The 12,880-nt window shown below is 71.9% G+C and carries 13 protein-coding genes and 1 pseudogene; 3 read left to right on the forward strand and 11 right to left on the reverse strand.

Annotated elements, in window-relative coordinates; genetic code table 11:
- Positions 1 to 4: 4 nt before the first annotated feature.
- Entirely contained in the window at positions 5 to 907 is a 903-nt protein-coding gene (locus L3Q65_RS16180) for an alpha/beta fold hydrolase (protein WP_237600157.1), read from the reverse strand.
- Between the two features lie 147 nt (positions 908 to 1,054).
- On the opposite strand from L3Q65_RS16180, the gene L3Q65_RS16185 reads away from it, so the two are divergent.
- Positions 1,055 to 1,630: a TetR/AcrR family transcriptional regulator gene (locus L3Q65_RS16185; protein ID WP_182888836.1), complete on the forward strand. Its 576-nt coding sequence runs from the start codon at positions 1,055 to 1,057 to the stop codon at positions 1,628 to 1,630.
- A gap of 66 nt (positions 1,631 to 1,696) precedes the next feature.
- Here L3Q65_RS16185 and ligD read toward each other — a convergent pair whose 3' ends face one another.
- Positions 1,697 to 2,686: a non-homologous end-joining DNA ligase gene (gene ligD, locus L3Q65_RS16190; protein ID WP_182888835.1), complete on the reverse strand. Its 990-nt coding sequence runs from the start codon at positions 2,684 to 2,686 to the stop codon at positions 1,697 to 1,699.
- 89 nt (positions 2,687 to 2,775) lie between these two features.
- On the opposite strand from ligD, the gene L3Q65_RS16195 reads away from it, so the two are divergent.
- Complete coding sequence (locus tag L3Q65_RS16195; protein ID WP_182888834.1) at positions 2,776 to 3,117, forward strand: MmcQ/YjbR family DNA-binding protein; 342 nt, start codon at positions 2,776 to 2,778, stop codon at positions 3,115 to 3,117.
- 73 nt (positions 3,118 to 3,190) lie between these two features.
- Positions 3,191 to 3,433: a hypothetical protein gene (locus L3Q65_RS16200; RefSeq protein WP_182888833.1), complete on the forward strand. Its 243-nt coding sequence runs from the start codon at positions 3,191 to 3,193 to the stop codon at positions 3,431 to 3,433.
- Positions 3,434 to 3,504: 71 nt separating this feature from the next.
- On the opposite strand, the gene L3Q65_RS16205 is transcribed toward L3Q65_RS16200, so the two are convergent.
- The 9 genes and pseudogenes from L3Q65_RS16205 to L3Q65_RS16245 all read right to left on the reverse strand — a co-directional run bounded on the left by L3Q65_RS16205 (position 3,505) and on the right by L3Q65_RS16245 (position 12,858).
- Complete coding sequence (locus L3Q65_RS16205) at positions 3,505 to 4,089, reverse strand: YbaB/EbfC family nucleoid-associated protein (protein WP_182888832.1); 585 nt, start codon at positions 4,087 to 4,089, stop codon at positions 3,505 to 3,507.
- A gap of 313 nt (positions 4,090 to 4,402) precedes the next feature.
- Positions 4,403 to 4,702: pseudogene (locus tag L3Q65_RS16210) on the reverse strand (type VII secretion target); the annotation flags it as partial.
- A gap of 7 nt (positions 4,703 to 4,709) precedes the next feature.
- The gene (locus L3Q65_RS16215; RefSeq protein WP_237600158.1) at positions 4,710 to 6,782 is read right to left on the reverse strand and encodes a PPE domain-containing protein; all 2,073 of its coding nucleotides are present in this window, start codon (positions 6,780 to 6,782) and stop codon (positions 4,710 to 4,712) included.
- Positions 6,783 to 6,793: 11 nt separating this feature from the next.
- Positions 6,794 to 7,228: a hypothetical protein gene (locus L3Q65_RS16220; protein WP_182888829.1), complete on the reverse strand. Its 435-nt coding sequence runs from the start codon at positions 7,226 to 7,228 to the stop codon at positions 6,794 to 6,796.
- A gap of 47 nt (positions 7,229 to 7,275) precedes the next feature.
- A complete protein-coding gene (locus L3Q65_RS16225; protein ID WP_182888828.1) occupies positions 7,276 to 8,127 on the reverse strand; it encodes an ESX secretion-associated protein EspG in 852 nt (283 codons plus the stop codon).
- Between the two features lie 372 nt (positions 8,128 to 8,499).
- Positions 8,500 to 9,186, reverse strand: coding sequence for a flavin reductase family protein (locus L3Q65_RS16230; protein WP_237600159.1), 687 nt, complete (start codon positions 9,184 to 9,186; stop codon positions 8,500 to 8,502).
- A gap of 129 nt (positions 9,187 to 9,315) precedes the next feature.
- Positions 9,316 to 10,131: a xanthine dehydrogenase family protein subunit M gene (locus L3Q65_RS16235; RefSeq protein WP_182888826.1), complete on the reverse strand. Its 816-nt coding sequence runs from the start codon at positions 10,129 to 10,131 to the stop codon at positions 9,316 to 9,318.
- Positions 10,128 to 10,604 carry a (2Fe-2S)-binding protein gene (locus L3Q65_RS16240; RefSeq protein ID WP_182888825.1) on the reverse strand — a complete coding sequence of 159 codons (477 nt, stop codon included), beginning with the start codon at positions 10,602 to 10,604 and terminating at the stop codon, positions 10,128 to 10,130. The genes L3Q65_RS16235 and L3Q65_RS16240 overlap by 4 nt, the downstream gene beginning before the upstream one ends.
- Before the next feature lies 1 nt (position 10,605).
- Entirely contained in the window at positions 10,606 to 12,858 is a 2,253-nt protein-coding gene (locus L3Q65_RS16245) for a xanthine dehydrogenase family protein molybdopterin-binding subunit (RefSeq protein WP_237600160.1), read from the reverse strand.
- Positions 12,859 to 12,880 lie beyond the last annotated feature (22 nt).

Genomic DNA, 12,880 nt, shown 5'->3' on the forward strand with positions numbered 1-12,880 from the left:
CCTTTCACTCGTGCGATTCGACGCGGCCGAGCGGGCTGTCTTCGATCCCGGCCCAGCTGTCGTCGCCCGGAATGAGCGTGCTGCGGAGATACGCCGTGGTCAGCCGCTGTTGCAGGGCGACGCGTTCCGGGCTTTCGTCAGTGGTTTCCTTGACTCCGTAGCCGGTGATGCCGCCGAGCGAATGCTCCGCGCCGAAGAGCGTCAGCAGGCTCTTCTCCCCCGGGCTCAGCCGGTACGCGTCGGTGAACCAGTCCGGGCCGCGCACCGACAGCATCGAATCGTCCTGATCCCCGGCGACGAAGAGCGCGGGCGCCTTCAGGCCGGCGAAATCCGGGCTCATGAAAGGGAAATTCTCGGCAGCGAACGGCGACAGGTCCGCGCCGCCGATTCCGGTGAGCGCGAACAGCACCCCGGCGGACACCCGCGAATCGGTGAGGTCCTCGCCGACACCGCCGTCCGCCTCGACGACGCGCGCGCCCAGCAGCATGCTCGCCGACTGCGCGCCCCAGGAGTGCCCGGCGACGGCGATCCGGTTGCGGTCGACTCGCCCGCTCAGTCCGGGCAGAGCCGCTTCGACGGTGTCGAGCTGGTCGATGACGTGCCGCAGGTCCTCGACCCGCAACCGCCAGATGTTCGGCGTGCGCGGGTCTTCCGGGGGCAGGGCCCGGGTCCGCGAATCGAGGTGAGTCGGTTGCACGACGACGAATCCGTGCGCGGCCCAGTAGTCGGCGAGCGGGCCGTAGCCGTCCAGGGACGAGCTGAAGCCGTGCGAGAACACGATCACCGGCAGGCCCTGCCCGGCGGCCGGGGCGGACACGCGCACCGGCAGGTCCTCGCCGCGGCCGGGCGCGTCGAGCCGCACCGGCTTCACCGAGACGACCGGAGCCGGGAGCTGTACTGCAGACATGGGAGTACCTTCTTTCGCCGTCCGGGCGCGCGAGGGTGTGGTGGCGGGCGGCCCGGTCTGGCATCATGAGCAAACGGAACGTTGCTCCGGTAACTATACGGAACACTGTTCCGCTTGTCTACCGGCGGCACGCGGAGGGAGTGGCACGTGGGTGAGAACGCGGGGGCCCGCACGAAACGGGCGGACGCGCGGCGCAACGAGAAAACCCTGCTCGACGCGGCGGCGGCGGTGTTCGTCGCGTCCGGGGTGGACGCGCCGGTGCGCGACATCGCGACCAGGGCGGGCGTCGGCGTGGGCACCATCTACCGGCACTTCCCCACCCGCGCGGACCTGATCATCGCGGTGTACCGGCACCAGGTCGAAGCGTGCGCCGACGCGGGCCCGAAACTGCTGGCGGACAACGAATCCCCGCACGCCGCACTCGCGCAGTGGATCGACCTGTTCGTCGACTTCCTCGTCACCAAGCACGGGCTGGCCGGGATCATGCAGTCCGACCACAGCGGCTTCGAGGCACTGCACGGGTACTTCCTCGAACGGCTGGTCCCCGTGTGCACCGAACTGCTCGACGCCGCCACGAAGGCCGGGGAAATCCGCACGGACCTGGAGGCGGTGCACCTGATGCGCGGCGTCGGGAACCTGTGCATCGGCGCGGAAGCCGACGACAGCTACGACGCGCGCCGCCTGGCCGGGTTGCTGATCACGGGATTGCGGGAGCCTGGCTGAGGATGCCGGGCCGCGGCTGGCTCTGCTCGGCAGGAGTCGGCGAGCCAGGTGCTCGGCCGGGGCGCTTCACCGCACCGGAACCTTGACCTCAGCAGGACGCCGTTCCGGCCGCAACCCCCGCCAGGCCGTGTGCCGCAACCGCCCGTCCCCCGGGGTGAGCCGCCGGTACACCACCTCGCCGACCACCTCCGGGTCCAGCCAATGCGCGCCGCGCGCGCGGTCTCGCGGCACCTGGTCGGCGAACGGGCTTGTCTTGCGCTCCAAGGGAACCAGCCGCGCCTGCAGATCCTTGAGCATCGCGTCGGTGAAGCCGGTGCCGACGTCGCCCAGGTACCGCAGCTCCCCCGACTCCGGGTCGTGCGCGCCGAGCAGCAGCGCGCCGATCGTGCCCTCGCGGCGGCCCTGGCCCGCGCGCCAGCCGCCGAGGATCACCTCGGTCGTCTGCACCAGCGGGTGTTTGAGCCATTCCGGACTGCGCCGTCCCGGGTGGTACCGCGACGTACGGCCCTTCACCACCAAGCCTTCGAGCATCATTTTCCGCGCGACGTCCAGCAGACCGGCCGGGGTCATCCCGTCGTCGGCGAGGTCGCGGTGCCGGTACCAGGGCGTGATCGCGACCAGCCGCCGGTCCGGCGGTTCGATCTCGGCGAGCCTCTCGCGGCGTTCCTCGTACGGCGCGTCGAGCAGGGTTTCGCCGCCCAGGCTCAGGAGGTCGAAGGCGAAGTACGCGACCGCCTGCCAGGTGCGGTTCTGCAGGAGCCCGAAGTCGGGGCGGCCGTGCTCGTCGAGGGCGACGATCTCGCCGTCCAGCACCGCGGGCCGTCCCCCGAGCGCATCGCCGAGCGCGCCGGACAGCTGCGGGAATCTGGTCGTGAAATCGTTGTCGTTGCGGCTGGTCAGCAGGGTGCTTCCGTCCGGAGCGACGCGCATGGTCGCCCGGTAACCGTCCCATTTGAACTCGTACGCGTACGCCGGATCGTCGCGCAGCGCGCCGCCGTCGGGCGACGCCAGCATCGGCTCGATCGCGGGCGGCATGCCGCCGGCCACTTCGGACATTCGGGCACCTCCGCGCACCACGGTAAGCCGAACCCGCCGGATCCGCCGCCGTAGGATGGCCGGGTCCACGACGGAGGGGGCCAGGACCGGTGCCGAGCAAGGATTTCGAACGGATCATCCGCAAGCTGCGCGAGGTCGAACGCGGCAGCGGCCGCGACTACACGTCGTTCAGCGTGCGCGGCAAGCGCTTCGGCTACCACTGGCCGCGCACGGACACCGTCGGGCTCAAGCAGACCATCGCGGAGCAGCAGGCGCTCGTCGCGGAACGGCCGGACGTTTTCGAGGAGCAGTTCACCTCCGGCGGGTTCGGCTGGGTGGTGGTGCGACTGGCCGGCATCGAGGCCGACGAACTGGCCGAACTCGTGTACGAGGCGTGGCGGCTGTCGGCCCCGGAAGACCTGGCGGCCGAGGTTCCGCTGCCGCAGCTCTGACAATCCGGCATACCGGGTGACGGCCCAGCGGGTTGCGGCGATCTTCTCCGTGTTCCGGCGGAGGGGGTCTGCGGTGTCACGGCGGTCGGTGCAGGTGCTGGCGGCGTTCGGGGTGCTGGCCGTGGGGGTGTTCCTGAAGTGGCTGCCGCTTTTCGCCGCTGAGCCCGGCCGCGCGTGCCTCCCGGGCAAGGAGCAGCCCGCTTGGTGCGGCCCGTCCTACGCCAACCCGGCGGAGTGGGGCGCGGTTCTGGTCGGCGGCGCGATACTGGCGCTGCTCTACCTGCGCTATCTGGCCGACCGCGAACAGGTTCGCTGATCCGGCATCCGCATCGGACAGTCCACACACGACAGTGCGCCCCGGCCGAAAAGGCCGGGGCGCACCAAGAGTCACCAGGGGTTGTTGTCCTGCTCGTCCGGGTCGATGCCGCCAGGACGACGGCCCGGCGGCGGTGCCGCAGGTCCGCCCGGAGCGGGCGGCGCAGCGGGCGGACGGGCCGCACCACCCGCGGGGGGCGGCGCAGCGGGCGGCTCCGGCTCCTCGGCCGGGGCGTCCGGCTGGTCGGCCGGATCCGGGTCGGGGTCCGGGAAGCGGCTGCGGAGCGAATCGAGCATGACTGCGCGCGTGTCCGGGTCCTCGTCGCCGAGGCTGCGGCCCATGACCTCGGCCACCCGGTCGGTGATGCCCGACTGCGCCTTGCGCATCGTCTCGAGCACCATCCTGGAGAGCTCCTCCGGCGGGATGGTGCGCGTGCGGGAGCTGAACACCAGGTCCGACACGACCCCGTCGGCCCCGACGGTGACCTTGACGGTCCCGTCCGGGCTCGTCGCGGTCAGCCGCAGCTGCTCGGTCTCCTGCTGGGCCGCCGCGTAGCGCTCCGCCTTGCGGGCGAACCCGGCCGCCCATTCGTCCATTCGCCGGATTGCGTCGTCGGGGTCCCTGATCAGGTCGCCCAGCCCACCCGCGCTGGTCATGCTTTTCGTTCTCCTCGAATCCCGTCACCCGCGCCGTTGCGGGCGGATCTACTCCTCGCCGCGACGGGCGCCGTCGTCCGTTGACGGTACCCGTCCGCCGCCGCGCCGCGAGGGCGGCACCGCCTCGCTATGCCCCGTCGACCCGTTCCTTCGGCTGCAACGGCTCGGCGCTGTCGTACCGGGCCTCCGCGGGCGCGGCGTCCCGGGTGAACGGCACGTTCTGCCCCGTGGGGGCCTGCACCCCGCCGACCCGGAACCGCTCCTTGAGCTCCCCGCTGTCGGTCTTGCTGAGCATCCCCTCGGTCGCCACCTTCTTGAAAGGCTTCGACTGGCCCTCGTCGCCCTCCTGGTAGGATTTCGCGGCCGTCCGCACGTTGTCCGCGGTCGCCTGGACGCCCTCGATCGCGCCGCTGATCGCTTCCTTCGCCTTCTCGCCGGTCGGGTTGATGATCGGCGGGAGGAACGCGCACAGCAGCCCGTACGCGTCGTCGGACATCGCGTAGTTCGCCGCCTGCGCCGCGGTGTTCAGCCGATCCACCAGGCCGTCCAGGTGGCTCGCGTGCGCCACGAGGTCGTCGGGTTCCACGCGGAACCCCTGTGCGCCTCCGCTCATCGCCGCCTCACTTCCAGTCCTTGTTCTTCCAGTCGCCGATCACCGGCGGGGCCACGACCTCGTCCGGCGCGAAGAACGACGGATCGTCCGATTCGACGAAGCTCGCGATCTTGTGTTCCTTGTCCTCCGGGCCCTTGCCGCCCTTGCCGCCGCCCATGGCTCCCATGCCGGGAGCGCCTGCCGCGCCCTTGCCGCCCGCGGCGCCCGAACCGGACCCGCCGCGCCCGGCGACGCCTTCCTCGGCCGGGCCGGAACCGCCCGCGCCGCTGAACGCGCCTCCGCCGCCGGCGCCCGGGCCGCCCTTGATGCCGCCGACGCCGCCCGCGCCTCCCCCGCCGAGCCTGCTGCTGATGCTCTCGCCGTTGACGCCGCCGATCTTGCCGATGCCGCCGAGCTTCTCCCCGCTCGGGCCGGTGCCGCCGCCCGGGAACAGCGGCTTGCCGTCCGGGCCGATCTTGCCCGGGTTGAACGGCTTCGGCTCGAACGGCTTGAGCCCGCCCGGGCCCTCGGGGATCGAGGGCTTGAACGGCTTGTACGGGTTCGGCTTGTACGGGTCGCCGTCCTTGCCGCCCGGGATGGGCGGGATCGACGGCGGGGTGAAGGTCGGATTGCCGCCGCCGGGATTGCCCCCGCCGGGGATCGGCGGAATGTTCGGCGGAGTGAAAGTCGAGCCGCCGGGATTGCCGCCGCCCGGGATGGGCGGGATGTTCGGCGGGGTGAAGCCCTGCGCCTTCGTCGAACCCGGGTCGTCCGAACCCGGGATGGGCGGGAACGAGCCGCCGGGACCGCCGCCGCCCGGGCCTCCGCCGCCGGGGCCGCCTTCGGGGATCTTCAGCGCCGCCGGGTCGAACCTGCGATCGGGCTGCTGCCCGCCGGGGCCGCCGGTGACGCTGCCCGGTCCGCCGTTGCCGCCGCCGTACGGCTTGCCGTCCGGTCCGATCGGCCGTCCGTCGGGGCCGATCGGCTGGCCGTTCGGGCCGACCGTGGTCCCCGGCGGGCCGATCGGCTTGCCGTCGGGACCCAGCGGACGCCCGTCCGGGCCGATGAGCTGGCCGTTCGGGCCGACCGTGGTCCCGGGCGGGCCGATCGGGTTGCCGTCGGGACCGATCGGACGGCCGTCCGGGCCGACCCGCACGCCGCCCGGAGCGCCCGCGCCGCCGCCGGGCCGCATCGGGGTGCCCTGCGTCGCGGCGTGCCACCGGTCCGTCTCGGCGGGCAGCTTCGGCGGTTCGGCGAACCGCGGCGTCGCCACCGCGCCGCCGATGGTCTGGTCGTACCGCGTCATGATCTGCGCGGCCTGCTCGCGGGCGGCCTGCTGGTCGGTGAAGGTCTTCATCGCCGAGGAGTAGGCCACGACGTACGCGGCCGGATCCTTGATCGTCATCAGGACCTTGTTCGCGTCCTGCGCCGAGAACTGCACCGGCGGGTTGGCGTTCATCGCCTTCTGCGTCTCGTTGAGCGCCTGCGAATGCACTTCCTGCTGGCGCCCGGTCAGCGTCGCGCCCTGCGCGGTGGTGCCGAGCCACTTGCCCACGTTGGCGAGGTGCACGCGCGCCGCGTCGCCCGCGTCGCCCTTCCAGTTCGAGGTGCTCGCGTTGATCGCGTCGCCGAGGTTCTTCTGGTGCGTCGCCAGTTCGTTGCCCAGGCTCACCCACGCCTCCGACGACTCGGCCACCGAGGCCGGGTCCGCGTCCGTGGAGATGGCTTCGACCATCTGCTCGTGCGTCGCGTTCTTCCAGTCGGTGTGCGGGGCGGCTCCCGGATCGCGCATCTCGAGGTCCTTGCCGAGATGCTTCTTCGATTCGTCCAGGTTCCGCTGGTACATCGCCTGGATCAGCTGGTCGCGCGCCTTCCCCTGGACGTTCGGGAGCAGCCATCCGTTGAAGATGGCGTCGATCTTCTTCGTCGCGTCCTCGCGCAGCTGGTCGCCCGAGGCCACGTCGTCCGGGCGCACCGGGCCGATGTAGTACTTCGACGAGGGGTCCAGCGTCGGGTTGTAGAGCGCGGTGTTGCCCGGGTCGTAGTCCGTCGAGGACGGGTCGGAGACGGACTCGGCGGTCGGTGCTTTCTTCTCGGCCACTGGTCTCCCCTTCAGCCCTGCTCTTCGACGGTGCGGTGGATGCGCTCGAAGGCTTCCCGCGAGCTGTGCTCCCGCTCCTTGTAGTTCTTCTTCGCGAGCTTGATCGCCTCGACGTAGGTCGGGAACTCGCGGTGCGCCGCCTGCAGCTGGGTGACCAGGCCCTGCTGGTCGCGCGCGGTCTCGGCCATGTGCTTGCTGACGAACATGCCCGCCGGGCTCTTCGACATCGCCGGGACCCCGGCGATCTTCTCGATCAGGTGCGCGTGCGCCTCCAGCGCGTCGAGCACGCCCTGGAGCGCGGCGATCATCTTGTCGCCGGTGCTGTCGTCCACCGCGAACGATCCGCGCTCGGCCAGCGTCTTCAGCTGGCGCGCGGGCAGCGAGAAGCCCACCGGGGCCACGGGGGCCGTCCTCGCTTCCATCGCCATCGGTGCCTCGTCGGTCATCGGGACCTCGTTCTCCTCGTGAACTGTCGCCGCTTGCAGTGGAATGATCAGTAAACCTCGGAAACCGCCTGCTGCACGGCGCGCTTGAGCTCGCGGGGCCCGGCGGGCACGTACTCCGCGGTCAGGTCGCCCGCCTCGCTGACGGCCGACTTGATCAGGTAGCGGCCGTCGGCGGTGTCGAGCCACCCGATCGGGTCGCCGCCGCGCCGCTCGCCGTGGCGGCCCCAGCCGCTCACCGCGATGTGCCCGCCGCCGAGCCGCGGCTGCGCCAGCACGCGTTCGAGCACCTCGACCCCGCCGGGGGCGGGGCGGGAGACCCGCGGGTCCGGGCGGCGCGGCTGCACGCGCCCGCTGACCTCGATCATCCCGAACGCGTCGGTCTCTTCCTCGTCCTCGGCCGCCTCGGCCCGCCGGCGCGCGGTCATCGCGGACACCTCCTGCGAGGCCGCCTGGCGGATCGTGTGCGCGCCGGTGCTGGCCGGGCGGGCCCGGGGCAGCACGCCCGCGACCACCTCGACGAGCTCCTCGTCGTCGAAGAGCGAGAACAGCAGTTCGTCGGTCTTCGGGTCCTGGGTGATCCCGAGCGCCTGCCTGCCGTCGGTGAGCGCGACCACCGCGATGTCCGCGCCGAGGCCGTCGATCCCGCTGACCGCGACCGACACCCGCGGCTTCGCGAGCAGCTCGAAGGCAGTGCGCACGTACGGGCTCAGCTCGTCGCCGACCGACAGCCTGCGCGCCTCGATCGCGTCGTTGACGACCTTCGCGACCTGGACGTACCGGTCGGGTTCCGCGGGCACGGAACCGATCCGCAGCGGGAACTGGCGGATGTTCCCGCCGGTCGCCTCCCCGATCACCAACGCTTCGACGACGTCGAGAACGAACTCGAACCTGTCCGCCATCCCGAGGGCATCCTTCCCACAGCCGGGTCGGGCACGGCCGCTTCGGCACCCTTGTGAGTGACGCCGAATTGCGTTGCCGTGCCTGGGATTCGCAATGGGGAAAGACTATCAGTCCGGCAGGGGCCGGTGATCACCACGGGGACTGCTGCCCCAATGTACCGAGGGCCGTGTCCGAAGAGACACGACCTGCGGTTTCGCCGCGCGCGCCGCTTGACGCGCGGCCCCGCGGCGGCGGAAATTCCTGGGTGCGAGAAAACTGACAAAAGACCGCCGCGGATCGCGGCGGCCCGTTGCGGTGCCCGGTTTTACCGAGTTGTTCTCCTGCCCTTCGCCGTCGTTTAGCCGGTTCGTCGCTCCACAGTGGACTGGGGCTCAGGAGACGGCGCGCGCCCGTTCGATGTCCGGTGAGCGGTACATCCGTTCCGGGATGCGCGCGAGCGTCGATTCGTGCACCTGCGGGCCGAGCCCGTACAGCTTCTGGAAGCTCATGATCAGCGGCCGCCACGCGTCGGGATCGATGCGGTCGCCGGCGCCCGGCATCCGGATGTCGTCGTGCACGAACACCCGCTGCACGCGCACTTCCAGCCCGACGACGCCGCCGCGCTGCGCTTCGTCGTCCTCGGCGAACGGGTGCACCGATTCCAGCACCGCTTCCATCGCGACCGGGCACTCGGCGACCCGAGGCGGCGCGACCGTCTCGGACGGCGCCGGCGTGAGCCCCGCGCGGCCGAACTTGTCCGCGACGTGGAAGTAGCCGCGCTCTTCCTTGCGCGGCGGCACCGGATCGGACCCGGTGGTCAGCGCCAGCCGGTCCACCGCGGCGGCCATCGCCGACGACGGGAGGTTCAGCACGCATTCGCGCGTGCGCAGGAGATTGAGCGTGGTCTTCGAACGGGCGCCGAGGCCGAGCATCGCCCGCCAGCCGAGCCAGAACGCCGACGACATCGGGGCCAGGTTGGCCGAACCGTCCTCATTGGACGTCGAGACGAGCGCCACCGGCGTGCCGAAGTAGAGGATGCCGGGCTCGATCGCAGTGTGGGTGGGAAAAGTCGTGTTCACACCGCTCAGTCTGGCCATCGCCGCCGGTGCGCCGCTGGCGGAAATCGGCCGTTGCTTTCCCGCCCCCGGACAAGCCGTGAAGGGCTCCTTGAAGGAATCAGATTCCCTCAAGGAGCCCTTCACCGACAGCTAGGCGACGCCTGCGGCGGCGAGGGCGCGGCCGGTGAGAACCCGGGCGAGGTGACGGCGGTACTCGGCCGTGGCGTGCGGTTCTTCCGGCGGCGAAGTGTCCTCCGCGGCCAGTTTCGCCGCCTCCGCCGCGGTCGCCCCGCCGGCCAGCGCGCGTTCGGTCGCCGACGCCCGCAGCGGCGTGCCGCCCATGTTGACCAGGCCGACCGAACGCCCGGTCACCGCGACGCCGACGATCGCCCAGTCGATGGCCCGGCGGGTGAACTTCTCGAACCCCCAGCCCAGCCCGGCCTGGCTCGGCAGCCGGATCTCGGTGAGCAGTTCGTCCGGCTCCAGCGGCGTGGTGAACGGCCCGAGGAAGAACTCCGCGGCCGGGATCCGCCGCTCCCCCCGCGGTCCGCGCGCGACGAGCGTGCCGTCCGCCGCGAGCACCGCCGCGGGCAGGTCGGCCGCCGAGTCGGCGTGCGCCAGCGACCCGCCGATCGTCCCGCGATGGCGCACCTGCGGGTCGCCGACCGAACCGGACACGTGCGCGATCAGCGGCGCGTGCTCGGCGAGCACCGGGTCGTGCTCGAGATCGTGGTACCGGGACAGCGCCCCGATCACCACCTCGTCGCCGTCGGCGCGGACGAACTTCAGCTCTCGCAGCGGCGCGATGTCCACCACGACCTCCGGCGCGGCGAACCGGAGTTTCATCAGCGGCAGCAGCGAATGCCCGCCCGCGAGCAGCTTCGCGTCTTCCCCGTGCTCGGCGAGCAGCGCGAGCGCTTCGTCCACAGTGGACGCGCGCCGGTAGGCGAATCCGGCCGGGATCACTGCGCCACCTCCTGCCCGGACGCGTCGATCACGGCGCTGACGATGTTGTGGTAGCCGGTGCAGCGGCAGAGGTTGCCCTCCAGCGCGGCGCGGGCCTCGTCGCGGGTCGGCTTCGGGTTTTCCTTCAGCAGCGACACCGTCGCCATCATCATGCCGGGCGTGCAGAACCCGCACTGCAGGCCGTGCTGCTCGCGGAACGCGCGCTGCACCGGGTGCAGGCCGTCGGCGCCCGGTCCGGAGGCCAGACCCTCCACAGTGGTCACTTCGTGGCCGTCCGCCTGCGCGGCCAGCACCGTGCAGGATTTCACCGATTCGCCGTCGAGCAGCACCGTGCACGCCCCGCAGGACGTGGTGTCGCAGCCGATGTTCGTGCCGGTGAGGCCCGCGGTGTCCCGCAGGTAGTGCACGAGCAGGGTGCGGTCGGGCACCTCCTGCGCGATCGTCTTCCCGTTCACCTCGATCGAGACCCGCACGTCAGTTCGCCTTCCTAGCGTCGTTCAAAGCCGTCCAGACCCGCAGCGGGGTGGTCGGCATGTCCAGGTGCCGCACGCCGAGGTGGGCGAGCGCGTCCACCACCGCGTTGTGCACCGCGGGCGTCGACCCGATCGTCGCCGCCTCGCCGATCCCCTTGACCCCCAGCAGGTTCCGGGTCGTCGGCGTCTCCATGTCCACCAGTTCGAAATCGGGCAGCTCGGGCGCGGTGACGAACGAGTAGTCGGCGAGCGTCGCCGTCGTCGGGTTGCCGTCCGCGTCGTAGCTCATCACCTCGAGCAGCGCCTGCGCGATGCCCTGGCCGAGCCCGCCGTGCCGCTGGCCGCGGAAGGTCAGCGGGTTCACGATCGGGCCCGCGTCGTCGAGCGCCACGAGGCGGCGGACCTCGACCTTGCCGGTTTCGGTGTCGACCTCGACGACCGCGAGGTGCGCGCCGAACGGGAACGTCGGCGCGCCGTCGCCGAACCAGACGTCGGCGGTGAACCCGTCCGCCTCGGCGGCGACGCGCGCCCAGTCGAGCGTCGTGCTGGACGGCGCGCCGCGGACCTGCCAGACGCCGCGTTCGACGTCCAGCTCCAGGTCGTCCGGCGCGGCTTCGAGCAGTTCCGCCGCGACCTGGCGGGCCTGCGCCACGACCTCCTCGGCCGCCCGCCGGATCGCCGAACCGCCGAGCTGCAGCGACCGCGAGCCGAACGTGCCGATCGCGCGCGGGACCTCGTCGGTGTCGCCGTGCCGGACGGTGATCTTGTCCAGCGGCACGCCCAGCTGGTCCGACAGCAGCATCCCGAGCGACGTCCCGAGCCCTTGCCCGTGCGGGGAACTGCCGGTCCACGCGGTGACCGAACCGTCCGGGTGCACGTCGACCCGGCCGCTCTCGCCCGACGCGTCGCCGCCGGTGATCTCCACGTAGGCGGCGATGCCGAGCCCCAGCGCCACCGGATCCCCGGCGGCGCGGCGCTTCCGCTGTTCTTCGCGCAGCTGCGCGTACCCCGCCGCGTCGAGCACCTTGTCGAGCGCCGCGGCGTACTCGCCGGTGTCGTACGAGCCGCCAGTCGGTGTCTGGTAAGGGAATTCCTCGGGGCGGATGAAGTTGACCCGCCGGACGTCGGCCGGATCCATGCCGATTTCCGCGGCGAACAGGTCGATCGCGCGCTCGACCGCCGCCGTCGCCTCCGGACGGCCCGCGCCGCGGTAGGCCGCGATCGGCGTGGTCGTGGTGACCACGCCGCGGCTGCGCGTCTGCACCACCGGGAACCGGTAGACGCCGGGGGCCATCATCTCGGTGAGCGTCGGCAGGAACAGCGCCCGCGGGTACGCACCGGTGTCCTGGAGGACGTCGAGCCGGTACGCCAGCACGGTTCCGTCGCGCTTGCCGCCGATGGTGACGGTGTTGCGCTGCGCGCGGCCGTGCGTCATCGAGGTGAGGTTCTCGCTGCGCGATTCGGCCCACCGCACCGCGCGCCCGGCCCGCTTCGCCGCCCAGGCGAGCAGGACCGCTTCCGGATCCGCGCCGATCTTCGCGCCGAACCCGCCGCCGACGTCCGGCGTGATCACCCGCACCAGGTCCTCGCCGATGCCGAGCCCGCCGGCCACGACGCTGCGGCCGATCTGCGCGTTCTGCGTGGAAAGCCACAGGGTGACCCGCCCGTCCTCGCCCCACGCGACGGACGCCCCGCGCGGCTCGACCGGGGCCGGCGCCACGCGCTGGTTGAGGATTTCCTCGGTGACGACGACTTCGCAGCCCTCGAACACCGAATCGTCGAACTCCTCCGGCCCGTTCGCGTGGACCACGTTGTCGCCGTGGTCCGGGAACACCAGCGTCTCGCCGGCGAGCGCGGTGTCGAAATCCGCGACCGCGTCGAGCGGGTCGTAGTCCACATCGACCAGTTCGGCGGCGTCGGCGAGCTGATACCGCTCCTCGGTGAGCACCAGCGCGACCGGCTCGCCGACGTACCGCACGACGTCTTTCGCCAGGAACGGCTCGGCGACGGGCCCGGCCTTGCCCGGCCCGAGGTCCAGATCGGCCGCGGTGTAGACCCCGACCACGCCCGGTGCCGTGCGCGCTTCCTCCACGTCGACGCCGACGATCCGCGCGTGCGCGATCGGGCTGCGCACGAACACCGCGTGCACGGCGCCTTCCAGCGCTTCTTCCTTGAGGTCGTCGACGTACGTTCCGCCCGCGGTGATCAGCTTCTCGTCTTCGACGCGCACCACCCGGGTGCCGACAATGCTCATCTGTCCTCCTGCTCGGGTACCC

Origin of the sequence: Amycolatopsis sp. FU40 (genome assembly GCF_021903635.1) — a bacterium.
Classification (GTDB): domain Bacteria; phylum Actinomycetota; class Actinomycetes; order Mycobacteriales; family Pseudonocardiaceae; genus Amycolatopsis; species Amycolatopsis dendrobii.

What these genes read in the sequence shown, in the direction of transcription:
- L3Q65_RS16180 (WP_237600157.1), bottom strand. Translation starts at nt 907, where the DNA reads ATGTCTGCAGTACAGCTCCCGGCTCCGGTCGTCTCGGTGAAGCCGGTG.
- ligD (WP_182888835.1), bottom strand. Translation starts at nt 2,686, where the DNA reads ATGTCCGAAGTGGCCGGCGGCATGCCGCCCGCGATCGAGCCGATGCTG.
- L3Q65_RS16245 (WP_237600160.1), bottom strand. Translation starts at nt 12,858, where the DNA reads ATGAGCATTGTCGGCACCCGGGTGGTGCGCGTCGAAGACGAGAAGCTG.
- L3Q65_RS16205 (WP_182888832.1), bottom strand. Translation starts at nt 4,089, where the DNA reads ATGACCAGCGCGGGTGGGCTGGGCGACCTGATCAGGGACCCCGACGAC.
- L3Q65_RS16220 (WP_182888829.1), bottom strand. Translation starts at nt 7,228, where the DNA reads ATGACCGACGAGGCACCGATGGCGATGGAAGCGAGGACGGCCCCCGTG.
- L3Q65_RS16225 (WP_182888828.1), bottom strand. Translation starts at nt 8,127, where the DNA reads ATGGCGGACAGGTTCGAGTTCGTTCTCGACGTCGTCGAAGCGTTGGTG.